Raw genomic sequence first — 16,169 nt, 5'->3', positions numbered from 1 at the left:
CAGGCAGGTCCATCACGGATGGCGAGGGCAGCCAGCGCATGAAAAGTCCATGCACCGCGAAGATGCGCGTCCCGGTCTGGGCACGTAAAACCTGCACCTACAATGGCGTCTTTTGTAACTGACGATTTCTTCCTGGTCTCGCACATGATGGATGGACTGATTACCGGCAGACTCACCGGTACGCCCGAACACCGCAGCGACCGCAATCGGCGCCCCTTCATGGTGGCCCGCGTGCGTTCCGAGGCATCCGATGGCACCTCCATCCCGGTCAACGTGGTTGCATTCGATGCCCAGGCCTGCGAGGTGCTGCGCAATCTGATCGAAGGCGATGCCGTGGCGCTGCGTGGCAGCTTCACGCCCAAGGTCTGGATAGACCGCCAGGAACAACCCCACCCTGTGCTGGACGTCGTGGCCCACCAGGTGATGGCAACGCCCGAGTTCCAGGACCGCTGACGCCCGCGCTGCGGCGCCGGTTGTGAGCTACTGAAAAAACTGTCTAGCCGCAGTGTGCCGGTACGGCCGCCGCGCGCTGTGTTGGCGCTACAGTGTGCGCCTGTGTTTTTGACAGGTTACAAGGAACCGCATCCATGCCCACCAAGCGCCATTTCCTCCGCCGCGCGCTCACGGCCGCCGCGATTGCCAGCACCGCCGCCATGACCCTGCTGGCCATGCCCGCGCAGGCGCAGGACAAGCCCATCAAGGTCGGAGTCACGGCCGGCCCGCACGCCCAGATCATGGAGCAGGTCAAGAAGGTCGCCGAGAAGAACGGCCTGAAGATCCAGATTGTTGAATTCGGGGACTACGTGCAGCCCAATGCGGCGCTGTCTGCCGGTGACCTGGATGCCAACAGCTACCAGCACCGCCCCTACCTCGACGCCCAGGTGCGCGACCGCGGCTACAAGATCGGCTGGGTGGCCGACACGGTGAATTTCCCCATCGGCATCTATTCCAAGAAGATCAAGCAGCTGGCCGACCTGCCCCAGGGCGCCAAGTTCGGCATCCCCAACGACCCCACCAACGGTGGCCGCGTGCTGCTGCTGCTGCAGGCCCAGGGCCTGATCAAGCTCAAGGAAAGCGCGGGCCTGAAGGCCACGCCGCTGGACGTGGTCTCCAACCCCAAGAAGCTGCGCTTCGTGGAGCTGGACGCAGCCCAGCTGCCACGCTCGCTGGATGACCTGGACGCCTCGGCCATCAACACCAACTTCGCGATCTCGGCAGGCCTGAACCCCAAGACCGATGCCATTGCGCAGGAAAACGCCAAGAACCCCTATGTGAACATCCTGGTCGCGCGCGATGCCGACAAGGGCAAGCCCTGGGTGGCGCAGCTGATCAAGGCCTACCACTCCGATGAAGTGCGCCAGTTCATCGATGTGCAGTTCAAGGGATCGGTGATCCCTGCGTTCTGAAGAACGCACCCCCTGAGGCGCTGACGCGCCTTCCCCCTCTCTACCCGCTTCGCGGGGGAGGGGGACGACACCCTCGGTGCGGGGCGGCGCGGCCGGCGTAGGCCCTTCCTCGGTGTCCCCGAGTTGGGCCTTGGTGGTGCCATCGCCATGACCCGTACTAGTGGGCGCGAGCTCGCAAAGCTGCCGATTTCGGCAGCTTTTTTTATTCTCCCAGCACTCTGAAGTATTCGCCCAGCGGTGCGCGGGTGGTCTGGGTGCGGTTGACGGGGGCGGCCTCGTCGGGCCAGCCCAGGGCCAGGCCGCAGACGATGTGCTCGCCGGGCGCAAGGTCGAGCACGCGGCGCACGGTGTCGGGGTAGGAGGCCAGGGCGCCGATGGCGCAGCTGCCCAGGCCCTGGGCGGCTGCAGCCATTTGCAGGCCGTACAGGGTCATGCCCAGGTCCATGTAGCCGCCTGCGCCGAAGCGGGCGTCAATGCTCACGACCAGCGCCACGGGCGCGTCGAAGAAGCGGTAGTTGCGGCCGAACTGCGCGTCGCGCCCGGCACGGTCCTCGCGGGCCACGCCCAGGGCGCTGTACAGGGCCTGGGCCGACGCCACCTGGCGCTTGCGCAGCGCCATGGGCATGGGGCGGGGGAAGTAGCCGTAGTCCTCGCGCTCAGGCGCTCCGCCTTGCCAGTCGGCCAGCAGTGCCTGTGTGAGTGCGCCGCGCAGGCTGCCGCGCACCTGGATGAACTGGCCGGGCTGCAGGTTGCCGCCGCTGGGCGCCCGGCGGGCCGATTGCAGCAACTGGTGCAGCAGCGCGTCCGGCACGGGATCGGGCCGGTAGGCGCGCACGGAGCGGCGCGCGTGCACCAGGGCTTCATGCGCATCGCCAAAGGGAAGGGTGTCGGACGGTGGTTTGGCGGACATGGGAAATGCGGAGTCCATGGATTCAAAGTGCCTGTACCAGGCAGGCCGCGCCTATGCCGCCCGCACCGGCAATGGCGGCCAGGCCCAGGGCCGGTCTGTGGGCTGCTGGCGTGCGGTGCAGGTCTGAGAGCATGCGCACCAGCGCAACCGCGCCCGATGCGCCAATAGGATGGCCGCGCGCCAGGCCGCCGCCGCCGGTGTTGAGCTGCTGCAGCGGCAGGCCCAGGGTTTCGGCAAAGGCCAGGGCCTGCACGGCGAAGGCATCGTGCAGCTCCACAGCCTGGAGCTCTTCCGCAGTCAGGCAAGGCAGCTGCAGCGCTGCGGCTCCACGCTCCAGCACCTGTTGGGTCGCCAGTGCGGCGGCGACCAGCGGTGTTTCAGGCGCATGGCCCAGCGAGGCACTGGCCACCCAGCGGGCGCGTGGCTGCAGGCCCAGGCGTGCACAGGCCTGCGGCGTGGCCAGCAGCACCAGGGCTGCACCATCGGCCTTGGGCGAGATGGTGGGTGTGCTCAGCGCATGGCGCTGGCGTGCATGGGCGTCAACGGCGCCGCCCGCTTCGGCCACCACGGGCATGCGGGCAACGCGGGCCGGATTCAGGGCGCGCGGATAGGCGTCGTGGTCCAGCCCGGCCAGGGGCACGATCTCTTGGGTCAGCCGGTCGCGGTGCGCGAGCGCCAGCGCGTGGCTGTGGATGGCATGGGCCTCCTGAACGGCGCGGGTGATGCCGTGGGCCAGTGCATGGTCTGCGGCGGATTGCAGTAGGTCCGGGTCGCGTGCGGGGTCGGGAGCGAACGCGGGGCGGTCATAGGTGACGGGCAACTCGCCTGCATGGCGCGGGCGTGTCTGGCGGATGGGGGCACGGCTCCAGGCCTCGGCACCACCGGCCACCACGATATCGGCCTGGCCCGACAGCAGCAGGCCCGCAGCCAGGGCCACGCTGTCCAGGCCAGAGCAGCATTGAGTGTCCACGCTGTGGGCCGCGCAGCGCTCCGGCAGGCCCGCAGCCAGGGCCAGCATGCGGGCCGGGTTGCCGCCTGCGCCCAGGGCGTTGCCTAAGACCACGGCATCCACGGCCCGGGCAGGCAGGCCGGCCCGGGCCAGCAGGGCCTGGAGCACGGGCGCGCCCAGCTCGTGCGCGGCAAGCTCGCGCAGCGCACCGCCCACGGGGGCGACGGGGCTGCGCGCCCAGGCCAGGATGACGGGGGCGTCTTGCGGGTTCATGGCAGGGGCAGCAGCGCGGGTTCGCCGGGCAGTGCCTGGCCAGTGTCCGTGGCGGTGGCCGTGGCCGTGGCCGCCAGCATGCGCGCCAGACGGCCGTGGTCGGTCTTGCCGCTGGCGGTCTGCGGCCAGTCGGCGCAACTCCACCATTGGCGCGGCAGCTTGTAGCTTTCCAGCCGCTCGCGCAGCCAGGCCGCCAGCGCCTGTGCGGAGCCTGCGGGCGCGGCGCCGTGCCATTGCACGACGGCGTGCACCTGCATGCCGCGCAGGGCGTCGGGCAGGCCTTGGATGGAGACCTGGGCCACGCCCGGATGCGCGGCCAGCAGGGTCTCGACTTCCTCGGGGAACAGGTTCTTGCCCTGGGTGACGAGCATGCGGCTCTGGCGTCCGGCCAGGCACAGCTGGCCGCCGGCATCGATATGGCCCATGTCGCGCACGGACAGCCATTCGCCGTCGCGCAACGCGGCCGTGCCGTCGCGCGCCTCGCCCACATAGTCCATGAACAGCATGGGGCTGCGCATGTAGATCAGGCCGTCCTCGCCTGGCTGCAGGGGCTGGTCGCCGGGCTGCTGCGTGGCGGGGCGGATCTGCAACTGCACATTGCTGAAGGGCCGGCCCACGGCCTGGGGCGGGGCCTGTTCGTCGGCCTCCATCCAGGCGATGAAGCTGGCTTCCGAGGCGCCGTAGAACTCGATGATGCGTGCGCGCGGAAACAGCGCGCGCAGGGCCGGGGTCTGGGCGCGCATCCAGCGCGCGCCGCTGATCATGATCAGCTCCACCTCGGGGATGGGCGCCAGCGCACGGTGTGCGGACCATTGCAGCATCAGCAGCAACTGGCTGGGCACGGCGACCAGGCAGGGCGCTTCGCCGCGCGCCAGGCTGGCCAGGCAGCGCGCCGCCGAGAACCGCTCCTGCACCACGGCGCCTTCGCCGCACCACAGGCCCTGCATCACGCCGAACAGGAACAGCGAATGCGAGATGCGCCCGGGCGCCATGGTGCGCTGCGCGGCCACGGCGCCGAAGTCCTCGAGGCAGACGCGAAAGCTCTCTGTCCACGAACGGTGGTGGCGCATGAAGCCCTTGGGCAGGCCGGTGCTGCCCGAGGTGAAGCCGGTGTAGAAGGCGCAGGTGGCCGTGGCCTCGGCCAGCGGGCTGGGCGCGCTGGGCAGCCAGCCTTCGATGCGCTGGCGCACGGCCTCGGGCCAATCGGGGTCGGCCACGGCGGCGCAGCGGCCACTGTGCAGGATGGCGAGGAAATCGACGATGGCATCCACGGTGCTGGCGCTGCCGCCCGTGTCCAGCAGCAGCATCTCTGGCGCCTGGCTGGCCACCAGCGCGGCCGAGCGCTGCAGCACGGCGGCATGCAGCGCGGCAAAGCTCCATTGGCCCGCCTCGCTTTGCAGCGCCATCGCATCGGGGCGCTGCCGGGCCCAATGCTCCAGCGGGCCATGGACCAGGGTCCACGGGTGCTGCAGCGGCGCGGCCAGCGGGTGGGGCGCGAGCGGCTCAACCATGCTGGCGGCCTCCGAACGGCCAGTCCGGCATGCCGCGCGCCACCGTGTGCACCACCAGGGCGCACAGCACGCACTTGATCAGATCGCCGGGCACGAACAGCAAGGTGGCCATGAAGGCCTGCGACAGGCTGAGCTTGGCCATCAGCATGAGGCCCAGCACGCCAAAGGCATGCAGGGCCACCAGCCCGCCCAGCGCCGAGGCTGCAAAGGCGCTGAACGCCGCGCGCCGGGGCGAGCCCTGGGGCAGCGCACGCATGACCAGGCCGGCAATGCAGGCCGCCAGCGGGTAGCCCAGCAGGTAGCCGGCCGAGGGCGCCATGAAGACGGCAATGCCGCCGCGCCCGCCCGACAGCAGGGGCAGGCCCACGGCCACGGCCGCGAGGAACAGCAGCATGGACTGCATGCCGCGCCAGGGGCCGAGCATCACGCCGGCCAGCATTACGCCCAGCGACTGGATGGTGATGGGCACGCCCAGCGGCAGGTCGATCTTGGGAATCAGGCCCATGACCGCCATCAGCGCCGCAAACAGCGAGACCTGGGCCATGGAGCGCGCAGAGGCGCGTGAGACGGTGGAGGGGGCGGTCATGGACGGTTCTCGGAAGGTTCTCGCAAGGCTTTTGCGTATGGATCGGTCGGGAAATGGGGCAGGGCAGGCCTCAGCGGCCCAGGCGCGCCCACAGCGCGTCGGACACGCGGCGCGTGGCCTGCAGCATGTGGATGGTCAGCGGCGCAATCAGGCGCAGGCCGCCGGCGCGGCCCGTGCGCAGCCGGTGGGCATCGTCCATGCGCTTCCACTGCACAACGAAATGCTCGGTGAAACGCAGCATCAATGCCAGCTGCAGGGCCACCTGTTCGGGGGAGATGCCGATGCGCTCCAGCGGCGCCAGCAGCCGCTCCAGCACATCGACCAGATCGCTGGGGCGTGTGCTCACGGTCAGCGCCATGCCCAGCGTGGAGGCGCAGACCAGGCGCAGCGCGCTGGCGGCGGCCAGGGCGTAGTGCTGCATCCACACATGGAAGGCAGCGACCAGCAGGGCGGCCACGGTGACCGACAGCATGAGCCGCCGTGCGCCCTCGGTGGCGCGGCCCAGCGACAGCCACAGCAGGCCGCAGGCGGCGCCGGCCAGGGCCAGCAGCCACGGTGAATCGATGAGGAACAGGCCCGTTCCCAGCAGCGCCATGAGCAGCAGCTTGCGGCCCGCGCTCCAGGCATGGAGCCAGCTGGTGTATTCGCTGTAGAGGCTTCCCATGGCGGCCGGCTCCTGCGTCAGTCCTGCGCTTGCAGCCGGCGGGCCACGTCGGCTTCATAGGCCGCGCAGACCGCGTGGCCGGGGCCGTCTGCGCGCACCTGGCCGCGCTCCAGCCAGAGCACGCGGCCAAAGCTGCGCACGTGGTCCAGCACATGGGTGGAGACCAGCACCTGCTGCTCGGCGGACGCGATGTCGCGGGCCAGCCGCGCCTGGCCCGGCAGGTCCAGGCTGGCGAAGGGCTCGTCCAGCAGCAGCACGCGCGGCGCGGCAATGAGCAGGGCCAGCCAGCACACCTGCTGGCGCTGGCCCTGGCTGAGCCCGGCCACGGCGCGCGGAGCCCAGTCGGCCAGGCCGCGGCTGGCCAGCAGGGCGCGGGCGCGCTCCGTGGCCTCGCGCCGCGAGATGCCCGAAGGGCGCAGACCCAGGGCCAGCTCTTCCTCCACGGTGGGGAAGATGATCTGGTCGTCGGGGTTCTGGAACATCAGCCCGACCTGGCCCGGGCGCTGTGCACGGGCCTCGTGCAGTTCGGTGCCGTCCAGCAGCACGCGCCCGGCCTCGGGCGCATCCAGGCCGCACAGCAGGCGGAACAGGCTGGTCTTGCCGGCGCCGTTGTCGCCGATGAGGCCCACGCGAGGCTCGTCCAGCCGCAGGTCGAGGCCGTCAAAGACTGTTGTGATGCCGCGCCGCAGGCGCACGGCTTCCACGCGCAGGCTGGCGGTGCTGGCAGGACGGTCGGCAGTTCGGGAGGATTCGGGCATGGCAAAGGAAAGCGGGCACTTACCTGTAATGCACGCAACCGCAAGGGATCTTGCCGTTGTACAGGCCTGTCGGGGGCGGATTCTAGCAATGCCGTCCAGGCCGTACATCAAGGCTTGAAAGACGGCAATCGATATAAGCACCGTATTTTTTATTCTTTTGTTTGAACAACGTTTTGCAACACACTCGTTAGAACACTAATGACGGCAGATCCTGGGGATTCGCCTGTGCTTGGCGACGACGCAAGACAACGCATGCCCATCGGTTTGCAACTGCGTCCAACTCCTCAGCACAGGGCCCGGAAATTGCGCGCCATTGCCTGGAGATGGCGGTGCAAAGGCTGCCGTTGCCGACCCCAGGACCGTTCTCACTGCCGAACCGAGACTCCATGACCGTTCAGACCGCCCATTTGGCCCCGGAAAACGCGCTGATCCGCCTGCGCGACCTGCAAAAGAAATTTGTAACAGCCGATGGCAAGCACTTCGATGCCGTGCGTTCGGTATCACTGGACATCGGCCAGGGCACGGTCTTCGGCCTGATCGGCAAGAGCGGCGCGGGCAAGTCCACGCTGCTGCGCCTGATCAACCTGCTCGAGCGTCCCGACAGCGGCGAGGTGGTGGTGGCAGGCCAGCGCCTGACCGACCTGGGCCGCCGCGCGTTGCGCGAGGCGCGCCAGAACATCGGCATGATCTTTCAGCAGTTCAACCTGCTGCAGAACGCCACCGTGTTCGAGAACGTGGCCTTTCCGCTGCGCATCCACGGTGGCCATTCGCGTGCCCAGATCGAGCAGCGCGTGCGCGAGTGCCTGGACATCGTCGGCCTGACCGACAAGGCGGCCAGCCATCCTGCCCAGCTGTCGGGCGGCCAGAAGCAGCGCGTGGCGATTGCGCGCGCCCTGGCGCCGCGCCCGCAGGTGCTGCTGTGCGACGAGCCCACCTCGGCGCTGGACAGCGAGACCACGCGCTCCATCCTGGCCACGCTGGCGGACATCAACAGCCGCCTGGGCGTGACCATCGTCATCGTCACGCACGAGCTGGCCGTGGTCGATGCGCTGTGCAGCGAGGTGGCCATCATCGAACAGGGCCAGGTGGCCGAACGCTTCACGCTGCCCGCCCTGCCGCAGGGCCGTGCCTACGAGGCGCCGCAGCGCGCCACGCTGCTGGGCAGCGAACTCGAGGCCCTGCGCGTGGAGCGCGCCGACAAGGCCCTGCGCGAGCGCGGCGCCACCCGTCCCGTGGTGCTGCGCGCCGTGGGCGGCTCCGAGCACTGACGGGGCTTTCGCCCGTTCCCGCTTTTCGCCTCTTCCTGTTTTCCCCTTCTTTTCGATTCCGCATTCCCATGTCTGAAAACATCGTCGAAATCCTGCCCGAGCTGTGGCTGGCCATGGGCCAGACCCTTTTGATGCTGGGCATCGGCCTGTCGGCCGCCGTGCTCATTGGCGGCCCGCTGGGCGTGCTGCTGTTCCTGCTGGGCCCCGGCCAGTCGCTGGACAACCGCCCGGCCTTCGCCGTGCTGAACTGGACGGTCAACACCGTGCGGTCCTTCCCCTTCATCATCTTGCTGGTCGCCCTGGTGCCCTTCACGCGCTGGCTGGCCGGCACCTCCATCGGCCCGCTGGCTGCGGCCGTGCCGCTGTCCGTGGCGGCCATCCCGTACCTGGCACGCCTGGTGGACCAGTGCCTGCGCGATGTGCCGCGCGGCGTGATCGAGGCCGCGCACGCCATGGGCGCCTCGGAGCTGCAGATCGTCTGGCGCGTGCTCATCGTCGAGGCGCGTTCGGGCCTGGTGCTGGCGCTGACCGTGCTGGCCGTGAGCTTTCTGTCGTACTCGGCCATTGCCGGCGTGGTGGGCGGCGGCGGCATTGGCGATCTGGCCATCCGCTACGGCTACTACCGCTTCCAGACCGATGTGATGGTGCTCACCGTGACCATCCTCGTGGCCATGGTCCAGGTCATCCAGTTCGTGGGCAACACGGCGGCCCGCCGCCTGGACAAGCGCGGCTGAGCGCGCTGTCCAGACCCGCTTTCTTCTTTCTTCCCGCTCTCTCCCAAAAAAAGGATTCCGACATGACCGCATCCCTTTCCTTCGTGCGCCGCCATCTGCTGGCCTCGGCCGCCGCCCTTGCCGCTGCCAGCGTGCTGGCGCTGCCCGCCCACGCCCAGGCCGACAAGAAGCAGCTGGTGATCGGCGGCACGGCCGGCTCCAACATCGACCAGCTCAAGCAGGGCATCGTGCCGCTGCTGCAAAAGAAGGGCTACCAGGTCAAGCTGGTGGAGTTCAACGACTACGTGCAGCCCAACCTGGCGCTGGCCCAGGGCTCGCTGGACGCCAACTTCTTCCAGCACCGTGTCTACCTGCAGAAGTTCGCGGCCGACCAGAAGCTGGACCTGGTGGAGTTGGTGCAAGGCCCCATCGCCCCCCTGGGCGTGTATTCCAAGACCCGCAAGACCCTGGCCGAGGCCAAGGAAGGCGACCGCGTGACCCTGCCCAACGACCCGAGCAACCTCGCGCGCGCGCTGGTGCTGCTGGAGCAGGCCGGGCTGATCAAGGCCAAGCCCGGCATCGATCCGCTGCGCGTGTCCGAAAAGGACCTGGCCGAGAATCCGCGCAAGCTCAAGTTCATCCCGCTGGAAGCCGCACAGCTGCCGCGTTCGCTGGGCGACACCGAGTACGCCATCATCAACGGCAACTTCGCCATCTCCTCGGGCCTGAAGCTGACCGAGGCCGTCTCGCTGGAAAAGACCCCCGACCACTACCTGAACGTGGTGGCCATCAAGAAGAAGGACCAGGGCACGGCATGGGCCAAGGACCTGGCCGAGGTCTACCGCTCCGCCGAATTCAAGGCCGTGGTGGACAGCAAGTTCCAGGGCTACGCCAAGCCCTCCTTCCTACAGTGAGCCTGCTGAACGCGGCCACATAATGGCTGCTTGCGGGAGGTGCCCCTCCCGCCTCTTTCCCGCCCGTTTCCCGCCACTTCCTCCAGGAGCAATGCATGAGCCAGATCAAGGTCGCTGTCATCGTGGGCAGCCTGCGCAAGGATTCCTTCAACCGCAAATTCGCCGACGCCATTGCGCGCCTGGCGCCCGAAGGCCTGGTCTTCGAGCAGGTCGCCATCGACAACCTGCCCCTGTACAACCAGGACCATGACGGCAATGAGGTGGACGTGGTCAAGCAGTTCCGCGCCCAGATCCAGTCGGCCCAGGCCGTGCTGTTCCTGACGCCCGAGTACAACCGCTCGATTCCCGGCGTGCTCAAGAACGCGCTGGACCAGGGCTCGCGCCCCTACGGCAAGAGCGTCTGGGCCGGCAAGCCCGCTGCCGTGGCCGGCGTCTCCGTGGGTGCCATCGGCACGGCGCTCGCACAACAGCACCTGCGCAATGTGCTGGCCTACCTCGACATGCCCACGCTGGCCCAGCCCGAAATCTTCATCCAGGCCAAGGACGGCCTGTTTGCCGAAGACGGCTCCATCGGCGCCGGCAGCCGCGACTTCGTGAACGGCTTTGTGCAGAAGTTCGCGGCCTGGGCGCGCAAGCACCAGTGAGCGGTGCGGCAAGGCCGCTCAAGACACAAAAAAGCCCGGCAATGCCGGGCTTTTGCGTTGCGGCTCCTGTGGGCGCAGAGGTCAGGAAGCGTCAGGAAGCGGGAGAGGGGTTGGCAATCGCCGCAGCAGGGCGCGCGGCGGACGATGCCTTCTCGCGCGCCTGGGCCTGGTCGATGGCGTCGATGATCACCACGCCCGTCGACTTGACGCCGGGCGCCGAAAAGCCGGCACCGGGCGTCACGCCGGGATGGGCCAGCAGCTTGCGCGTCATTTCCTGGTTCAGCTGCTGCTGGCTGGGCTTGGCGGGGGTGGGCGCTGCGGCGGGCTGCTCGGGCTCCTCGGGCGCAGGTGCCTCGTCGGTGTTGCGCACATAGCTGCGGTAGACGCGCGAATTGAGCTGCTCCTGGTCCTGCTCGCGCTGGTACTGCATGAACTGGTAGACGCCGATGCCCAGCACGGTAATGGCCAGCAGGGACACGGCAATCACCGTGATCACCAGGTTTTCATCGGACGGCGGGCGGACATGGACATGGACAGGGCCGCGGGGCCGGGCATGGGGACGGTGGCTTGTGGCTGGCATGGATGGAAGGCAGTGAATGCAATAAGGCTGCCTGGATATCGGCAGGTCCGCCGTCCTTCTGAAATACAGACGGTTCGTGTCGGACAAAGCCGCGAATAGGGCGGTGATGATTCAGCCTACCAGCTTCGTGTGTCTGCGAAAGCCCATCGCGCATTGCTTTTTTCAAAGGAGGTGCAGAGGCGGATACCTCTTTTATTCGCCACAGTCCATTGGGAGCATTCCGGACGGCCCGGCACGGCCGCTGTCGTGCCTCTGCAAAAGCAAAAGCGCCTGGGCCTAAACCCAGGCGCTTGTCCATTCATTGAGCAGGCAGCCCCTGCGGGCTGCAATGGCCCTCAGGCGGCGATGGCCGCTTCCTGATTGGCGGCAGCCGCTGCACGCACGATGTCGCTGCGGGCCGATTCCAGGGCCTTGGCCTTGGACTCATCGCCCATGGCCACGCCTTCTGCGCGCACGATGCTCACATCGGTGATGCCCAGGAAGCCGAACACCGTCTTCAGATAGCTTTCCTGGTGCTCCAGGGCCTGGCCCATTTCGCTGGTGGAGTACACACCGCCGCGCGTGGAGGCCACGATGACCTTCTTGCCCTTGGCCAGGCCTTCGGGGCCGGCTGCGGTGTAGCGGAAGGTGCGGCCGCCCTGGGCGATGCGGTCGATCCAGGCCTTGAGCTGGCTGGAGATGGTGAAGTTGTAGAACGGAGCGCCGACCACGACCACATCGGCCGCCAGGAACTGGCTCACCAGGGCCTCGGAGATGGCGTTCTGTGCGCGCTCGGCTTCCGTCGTGGCGGCCTGTCCGGTGCGAAAGCCCATGGACACTGCGTTCAGGTGGTCGGGGGCGTTCACGGCCAGATCCAGGTATTCGACCTTGGCGCCGGGGTTGGCGGCCACCAGGGCAGCAACGGTCTGGGCGGTCAGCTGGCGGGACACCGAAGCGGCGCCGGTGATGGAAGAGTCGATGTGCAGCACTTGCATGGAAAAGCTCCTGGGATGTCGGTTGGGATCGCGGTTGGGATCGGCCACTCGGGAAAGCTTGTAGGGCCGACGATGGGATCAATTGTGAATTTGGACAGAGTCTTTGATAAGCCGCCGAAATTGCGATAGATTGTCCTGAATTTGCAGTCAATGAGCACAGGGGAGGGACGCGCGACATGATGGATCTCAACGACATGCTGTACTTCGCCGAGGTGGTGGAGCGCGGCGGCTTTGCCTCTGCAGGGCGGGCGCTGGGCATACCCAAGTCGCGGCTGTCGCGGCGCGTGGCGGAGCTGGAGGCCCGGCTGGGCGTGCGCCTGCTGCAGCGCACCACGCGCAAGCTCTCGCTGACCCAGGTGGGCGAGGCCTATCTGCGCCACTGCCAGGCCATGCGAGATGCGGCCCTGGCCGCCGCCGACACCGTGGCCGAGGTGCAGACCGAGCCGCGCGGCACCATCCGCGTGAGCTGCCCCGTGACCCTGGCCCAGACCGTGCTGGGCGAGCTCATGCCCCAGTTCCTGCAGCGCTGCCCGCTGGTGCATGTGGAGATGCAGGTGACCAACCGGCCCGTGAACCTGGTGGAGGAGGGCATCGACGTGGCGCTGCGCGTGCGCCCCAGTCTGGAGGACAGCGGCTCCATGGTCGTCAAGCGGCTGGATGTGGCGCGCCAGATCCTCGTGGCCAGCCCGGAGCTGCTGGAGCGCCAGGGCACGCCGCGTGCACTGGCCGACCTGCAGCACCTGGACAGCATGTCCATGTCGGCGGTGGATGGCCAGTCCAGCCTGCTCCTGGTCGGCCCCGAAGGCCGCGAGCAACGCCTGCAGCTGCAGCCGCGCTATGTGGTGGATGACCTGCTGACGCTGAAATTCGCGGCGCTGGCCGGCAGCGGCATGTGCTGGCTGCCCGACTACATGTGCCACGAGGAACTGGCCGAGGGCCGGCTCGTGCACCTGCTGCCGGGCTGGGAGCCGCCCCAGGGCATCGTGCACGCGGTCTTCCCCTCGCGGCGCGGCCTGGCGCCGGCCGTGCGGCATTTCCTGGACTTCCTCGGCGAGACCGTGCCGGGGCGCAACAGCCATGCCACGCGCGAGCCGGCGGTACGCTAGGGTTGGGTTGCACCTCGCCACGCCATAAGAAAACAACAAAACGTTCGTTGGGATAGTTGGCGGTGTTCTCCACAATCGGGGCCCATGTCCAGCAATGGACAGTCCAGGAGAACCCATGAATCCCCACCGCATCATCATCGTGCCCGGCTGGCGCAACTCCGGTCCTGACCACTGGCAAAGCCTGTGGGCGCAGCAGCTGCCGCATGCCGAGCGCGTGGAGCAGGACGACTGGCTGGTGCCCCACCGCGAGCCCTGGGTGGCCGCGCTGGAGCAACTGGTGCTGTCCCGGCCCGAACCGGTGGTGCTGGCCGCCCACAGCCTGGGCTGCATCACGGCCGCGCACCTGGGCCCCGAGGCCAGTGCGCGCGTGCGCGGTGCGCTGCTGGTGGCGCCGGCCGATCCCGAGCGCCGTGCCCAGCTGGCCGACTTTGCGCCCGTGCCCTATGCGCCGCTGCCGTACCGCAGCGTGCTGGTGGCCAGCAGCAACGACCCCTACTGTCCGATCCGCCGGGCCGGCGCCTATGCGCGGGCCTGGGGAAGCGAGTTCGTGCGGCTGCAGAACGCGGGGCACATCAATGTCGAATCAGGCTTTGGCGACTGGCCCCTGGGCCTGGCGCTGCTGCAGTCGCTGATGCAGGGCGACAGCTGGCAGCCGGCCCAGCCCCGGCCTGCCGTGCGTTCGCCGCGCTCGCCGCGTCCGCCACGTGTGGCGGCTGCGCATGCCTCCGTCTCTGCGGGTACTGGCGCTGGCGCGCCATGGGCTGCCGGTCTGTGATGGCCAGGCGGGCCGCAGGCAGGGCAGGTTCTTTATATGGTGACAGGCCATTAACAAACAAAAATATATTCTTTTGAGTTTTAAGTCAGCGTTCGCACAATGTGACTGTCTGTGAATACACCGCAGAGATGTCCACTAATAAAAGGCAGCGAACCATGCATTCTTTGAAGCTCAAGACTTTGTTGGCCACCCTGGCGCTGGCCGCCGCGGGAACGGTATCGGCGCAGAACCAGCTGCTCAACGTTTCCTACGACGTGGCACGCGAGTTCTACAAGGACTACAACGCCGCCTTCGTCGCGCACTACAAGAAGACCAAGGGCGTGGACATCAAGGTGGACCAGTCGCACGGTGGCTCCAGCGCCCAGGCGCGCGCCGTCAACGACGGCCTGGCCGCCGACGTGGTGACCTTCAACACCACCACCGACGTGCAGTTCCTGGCCGACAGCGGCGTGGTCGCCAAGGACTGGGCCAAGAAATTCCCCAATGATGCCTCGCCCACCACATCGACCATGCTGTTCCTGGTGCGCAACGGCAATCCCAAGAACATCAAGGACTGGAGCGACCTGATCCGTCCCGACGTGAAGGTCGTGGTGGTCAATCCCAAGACCGGCGGCAATGGCCGCTACGCCTACCTGGCGGCCTGGGGCTCAGTGCGCGAGAAGGGCGGCACCGACGCGCAGGCGGCCGAGTTCGTGCAGCAGCTCTACAAGAACGTGCCCGTGCTGGGCAAGGGCGGCCGCGACGCGACCAGCATCTTCCTGCAGCGCAATATCGGCGACGTGCTGATCACCTTCGAATCCGAAGTGGTCTCCGTGGACCGCGAATTCGGCAAGGGCAAGGTCGATGCCGTCCATCCCTCGGTGTCCATCGTGGCCGAGAACCCCGTGGCCGTGGTCGAGCGCACCGTGGCCAAGAAGGGCACGGGCCAGCTGGCGCACGACTACCTGGCCTGGCTGTACTCCGACGAGGCCCAGGAAATCGCCGCACAGCACGCGCTGCGCCCCCGCTCCGAGGCCGTGCTCAAGAAGCATGCCGATGTGTTCAAGCCCATCAAGCAGTTCACCGTGGCCAAGTATTTCGGCTCGCTGTCCGAAGCCCAGAAGGTGCACTTCAACGACGGCGGACAGTTCGACAAGATCTACGTCCCCGGCAAGTAAGCACGCAAGCAGGTATGAAGGCGGCGCAGTCCGCCTGAGGCCCCCTCCCCACACTGGCTGATTTGGAATCCAACATGGTGTCTGCCGTTCCGACCAGCCCAAGGCCTGGCGCCGACGCTCCTGTGCCCGCACCGTCCGGTGCGGCGCGCAAAGGGCGCGGCGCCAAGCGCGTTTTGCCCGGCTTCGGGCTGACCTTGGGCTATACGCTGTTTTATCTGAGCCTGATTGTGCTGATCCCGTTGTCGGCACTGCTGTTCAAGACCTTCTCGCTCACCTGGCCCCAGTTCTGGGAGGCCGTGGCCTCGCCGCGCGTGCTGGCCTCGTACCGGCTGACGTTTGGCGCCTCGTTCGCGGCGGCCTGCGTGAACCTGGTGTTCGGCCTGCTGATCGCCTGGGTGCTGGTGCGCTACAAGTTCCCGGGCAAGAAGATCGTCGATGCCCTGGTGGACCTGCCCTTTGCCCTGCCCACGGCCGTGGCCGGTATTTCGCTGACCGCCTTGCTGGCCGGCAACGGCTGGGTGGGCCAGTACCTGGAGCCCTACGGCATCCAGCTGGCCTTCAACCCGAACGGCGTGGTGATTGCGCTGATCTTCATCGGTCTGCCCTTTGTCGTGCGCACGGTGCAGCCGGTGCTGGAAGACTCCGAAAAGGAGCTTGAGGAGGCGGCCACCAGCCTGGGCGCCTCGCGCTGGCAGATCTTCTACAAGGTGATCCTGCCGGCCATCACGCCCGCGCTGCTCACGGGCTTTGCCATGGCCTTTGCACGCGCCATCGGCGAGTACGGATCGGTCATCTTCATCGCGGGCAACATGCCCATGATTTCTGAAATCACACCGCTGATCATCATTGGCAAGCTGGAGCAATACGACTACGCAGGCGCCACGGCCGTGGCCGTGGTGATGCTGCTGTTCTCCTTCGTGATGCTGCTGGTCATCAACGCGCTGCAGGCATGGCAGCGCAAGCATTCGGGAGGGGCTTGAG

The 16,169-nt window shown here is 67.7% G+C and carries 18 protein-coding genes; 10 read left to right on the top strand and 8 right to left on the bottom strand.

Going from position 1 to position 16,169, the window contains the following annotated elements:
• Window positions 1-102 precede the first annotated feature (102 nt).
• The gene (locus DA1_RS11595; RefSeq protein ID WP_012206405.1) at window positions 103-453 is read left to right on the top strand and encodes a single-stranded DNA-binding protein; all 351 of its coding nucleotides are present in this window, start codon (window positions 103-105) and stop codon (window positions 451-453) included.
• A 134-nt stretch (window positions 454-587) separates the two neighbouring features.
• Window positions 588-1,406, top strand: coding sequence for a MetQ/NlpA family ABC transporter substrate-binding protein (locus DA1_RS11590; RefSeq protein ID WP_034395377.1), 819 nt, complete (start codon window positions 588-590; stop codon window positions 1,404-1,406).
• Between the two features lie 202 nt (window positions 1,407-1,608).
• On the opposite strand, the gene DA1_RS11585 is transcribed toward DA1_RS11590, so the two are convergent.
• The 6 genes from DA1_RS11585 to DA1_RS11560 form a co-directional block, all read right to left on the bottom strand.
• Window positions 1,609-2,334, bottom strand: a complete 726-nt coding sequence (locus DA1_RS11585) for a nitroreductase (protein WP_034395379.1) — start codon at window positions 2,332-2,334, stop codon at window positions 1,609-1,611.
• A gap of 4 nt (window positions 2,335-2,338) precedes the next feature.
• Window positions 2,339-3,538, bottom strand: coding sequence for a thiolase family protein (locus tag DA1_RS11580; protein ID WP_034395385.1), 1,200 nt, complete (start codon window positions 3,536-3,538; stop codon window positions 2,339-2,341).
• Window positions 3,535-5,049, bottom strand: coding sequence for an AMP-binding protein (locus DA1_RS11575; RefSeq protein WP_034395389.1), 1,515 nt, complete (start codon window positions 5,047-5,049; stop codon window positions 3,535-3,537). The genes DA1_RS11580 and DA1_RS11575 overlap by 4 nt, the downstream gene beginning before the upstream one ends.
• On the bottom strand, window positions 5,042-5,635 hold the full coding sequence (locus tag DA1_RS11570) for a biotin transporter BioY (RefSeq protein WP_013801685.1): 594 nt from the start codon (window positions 5,633-5,635) through the stop codon (window positions 5,042-5,044). Before DA1_RS11570 ends, DA1_RS11575 begins: the two co-directional genes overlap by 8 nt.
• Before the next feature lie 70 nt (window positions 5,636-5,705).
• Window positions 5,706-6,299 carry an energy-coupling factor transporter transmembrane component T family protein gene (locus DA1_RS11565; RefSeq protein WP_034395391.1) on the bottom strand — a complete coding sequence of 198 codons (594 nt, stop codon included), beginning with the start codon at window positions 6,297-6,299 and terminating at the stop codon, window positions 5,706-5,708.
• Window positions 6,300-6,316: 17 nt separating this feature from the next.
• On the bottom strand, window positions 6,317-7,057 hold the full coding sequence (locus tag DA1_RS11560; RefSeq protein WP_034395393.1) for an energy-coupling factor ABC transporter ATP-binding protein: 741 nt from the start codon (window positions 7,055-7,057) through the stop codon (window positions 6,317-6,319).
• Between the two features lie 386 nt (window positions 7,058-7,443).
• On the opposite strand from DA1_RS11560, the gene DA1_RS11555 reads away from it, so the two are divergent.
• The 4 genes from DA1_RS11555 (at window position 7,444) to DA1_RS11540 (ending at window position 10,596) form a co-directional block, all read left to right on the top strand.
• Window positions 7,444-8,325 (top strand): methionine ABC transporter ATP-binding protein, encoded by an 882-nt coding sequence (locus DA1_RS11555; RefSeq protein ID WP_034395395.1) that lies wholly within the window; start codon window positions 7,444-7,446, stop codon window positions 8,323-8,325.
• 68 nt (window positions 8,326-8,393) lie between these two features.
• Complete coding sequence (locus tag DA1_RS11550) at window positions 8,394-9,059, top strand: methionine ABC transporter permease (RefSeq protein WP_012206396.1); 666 nt, start codon at window positions 8,394-8,396, stop codon at window positions 9,057-9,059.
• A 62-nt stretch (window positions 9,060-9,121) separates the two neighbouring features.
• Complete coding sequence (locus DA1_RS11545; protein ID WP_013801689.1) at window positions 9,122-9,952, top strand: MetQ/NlpA family ABC transporter substrate-binding protein; 831 nt, start codon at window positions 9,122-9,124, stop codon at window positions 9,950-9,952.
• A 95-nt stretch (window positions 9,953-10,047) separates the two neighbouring features.
• Window positions 10,048-10,596 carry an NADPH-dependent FMN reductase gene (locus DA1_RS11540; protein ID WP_012206394.1) on the top strand — a complete coding sequence of 183 codons (549 nt, stop codon included), beginning with the start codon at window positions 10,048-10,050 and terminating at the stop codon, window positions 10,594-10,596.
• 91 nt (window positions 10,597-10,687) lie between these two features.
• On the opposite strand, the gene DA1_RS11535 is transcribed toward DA1_RS11540, so the two are convergent.
• Complete coding sequence (locus DA1_RS11535; protein WP_034395398.1) at window positions 10,688-11,176, bottom strand: hypothetical protein; 489 nt, start codon at window positions 11,174-11,176, stop codon at window positions 10,688-10,690.
• A 335-nt stretch (window positions 11,177-11,511) separates the two neighbouring features.
• Window positions 11,512-12,150: an FMN-dependent NADH-azoreductase gene (locus DA1_RS11530; RefSeq protein ID WP_012206392.1), complete on the bottom strand. Its 639-nt coding sequence runs from the start codon at window positions 12,148-12,150 to the stop codon at window positions 11,512-11,514.
• Between the two features lie 176 nt (window positions 12,151-12,326).
• Here DA1_RS11530 and DA1_RS11525 point away from each other — a divergent pair, with 176 nt between their 5' ends.
• From DA1_RS11525 to cysT, 4 genes are all read left to right on the top strand, one after another.
• On the top strand, window positions 12,327-13,256 hold the full coding sequence (locus DA1_RS11525; RefSeq protein WP_016453282.1) for a LysR family transcriptional regulator: 930 nt from the start codon (window positions 12,327-12,329) through the stop codon (window positions 13,254-13,256).
• Window positions 13,257-13,371: 115 nt separating this feature from the next.
• Complete coding sequence (locus DA1_RS11520) at window positions 13,372-14,031, top strand: RBBP9/YdeN family alpha/beta hydrolase (protein ID WP_034395401.1); 660 nt, start codon at window positions 13,372-13,374, stop codon at window positions 14,029-14,031.
• Between the two features lie 155 nt (window positions 14,032-14,186).
• On the top strand, window positions 14,187-15,188 hold the full coding sequence (locus tag DA1_RS11515) for a sulfate ABC transporter substrate-binding protein (RefSeq protein WP_013801695.1): 1,002 nt from the start codon (window positions 14,187-14,189) through the stop codon (window positions 15,186-15,188).
• A gap of 74 nt (window positions 15,189-15,262) precedes the next feature.
• On the top strand, window positions 15,263-16,168 hold the full coding sequence (cysT, locus tag DA1_RS11510) for a sulfate ABC transporter permease subunit CysT (protein WP_013801696.1): 906 nt from the start codon (window positions 15,263-15,265) through the stop codon (window positions 16,166-16,168).
• Window position 16,169: the final 1 nt, after the last annotated feature.

It is taken from the genome of Delftia acidovorans NBRC 14950, from assembly GCF_001598795.1.
GTDB classification, from domain to species: domain Bacteria; phylum Pseudomonadota; class Gammaproteobacteria; order Burkholderiales; family Burkholderiaceae_C; genus Comamonas; species Comamonas acidovorans.
The sequence above is the reverse complement of the archived record's forward strand: the minus strand, read 5'-3'. Positions and strand labels throughout refer to the sequence as shown.

Coding starts and splice junctions, on each gene's coding strand:
- DA1_RS11595 (WP_012206405.1), top strand. CDS start 103: ATGGCGTCTTTTGTAACTGACGATTTCTTCCTGGTCTCGCACATGATG.
- DA1_RS11590 (WP_034395377.1), top strand. CDS start 588: ATGCCCACCAAGCGCCATTTCCTCCGCCGCGCGCTCACGGCCGCCGCG.
- DA1_RS11585 (WP_034395379.1), bottom strand. CDS start 2,334: ATGGACTCCGCATTTCCCATGTCCGCCAAACCACCGTCCGACACCCTT.
- DA1_RS11580 (WP_034395385.1), bottom strand. CDS start 3,538: ATGAACCCGCAAGACGCCCCCGTCATCCTGGCCTGGGCGCGCAGCCCC.
- DA1_RS11575 (WP_034395389.1), bottom strand. CDS start 5,049: ATGGTTGAGCCGCTCGCGCCCCACCCGCTGGCCGCGCCGCTGCAGCAC.
- DA1_RS11570 (WP_013801685.1), bottom strand. CDS start 5,635: ATGACCGCCCCCTCCACCGTCTCACGCGCCTCTGCGCGCTCCATGGCC.
- DA1_RS11565 (WP_034395391.1), bottom strand. CDS start 6,299: ATGGGAAGCCTCTACAGCGAATACACCAGCTGGCTCCATGCCTGGAGC.
- DA1_RS11560 (WP_034395393.1), bottom strand. CDS start 7,057: ATGCCCGAATCCTCCCGAACTGCCGACCGTCCTGCCAGCACCGCCAGC.
- DA1_RS11555 (WP_034395395.1), top strand. CDS start 7,444: ATGACCGTTCAGACCGCCCATTTGGCCCCGGAAAACGCGCTGATCCGC.
- DA1_RS11550 (WP_012206396.1), top strand. CDS start 8,394: ATGTCTGAAAACATCGTCGAAATCCTGCCCGAGCTGTGGCTGGCCATG.
- DA1_RS11545 (WP_013801689.1), top strand. CDS start 9,122: ATGACCGCATCCCTTTCCTTCGTGCGCCGCCATCTGCTGGCCTCGGCC.
- DA1_RS11540 (WP_012206394.1), top strand. CDS start 10,048: ATGAGCCAGATCAAGGTCGCTGTCATCGTGGGCAGCCTGCGCAAGGAT.
- DA1_RS11535 (WP_034395398.1), bottom strand. CDS start 11,176: ATGCCAGCCACAAGCCACCGTCCCCATGCCCGGCCCCGCGGCCCTGTC.
- DA1_RS11530 (WP_012206392.1), bottom strand. CDS start 12,150: ATGCAAGTGCTGCACATCGACTCTTCCATCACCGGCGCCGCTTCGGTG.
- DA1_RS11525 (WP_016453282.1), top strand. CDS start 12,327: ATGATGGATCTCAACGACATGCTGTACTTCGCCGAGGTGGTGGAGCGC.
- DA1_RS11520 (WP_034395401.1), top strand. CDS start 13,372: ATGAATCCCCACCGCATCATCATCGTGCCCGGCTGGCGCAACTCCGGT.
- DA1_RS11515 (WP_013801695.1), top strand. CDS start 14,187: ATGCATTCTTTGAAGCTCAAGACTTTGTTGGCCACCCTGGCGCTGGCC.
- cysT (WP_013801696.1), top strand. CDS start 15,263: ATGGTGTCTGCCGTTCCGACCAGCCCAAGGCCTGGCGCCGACGCTCCT.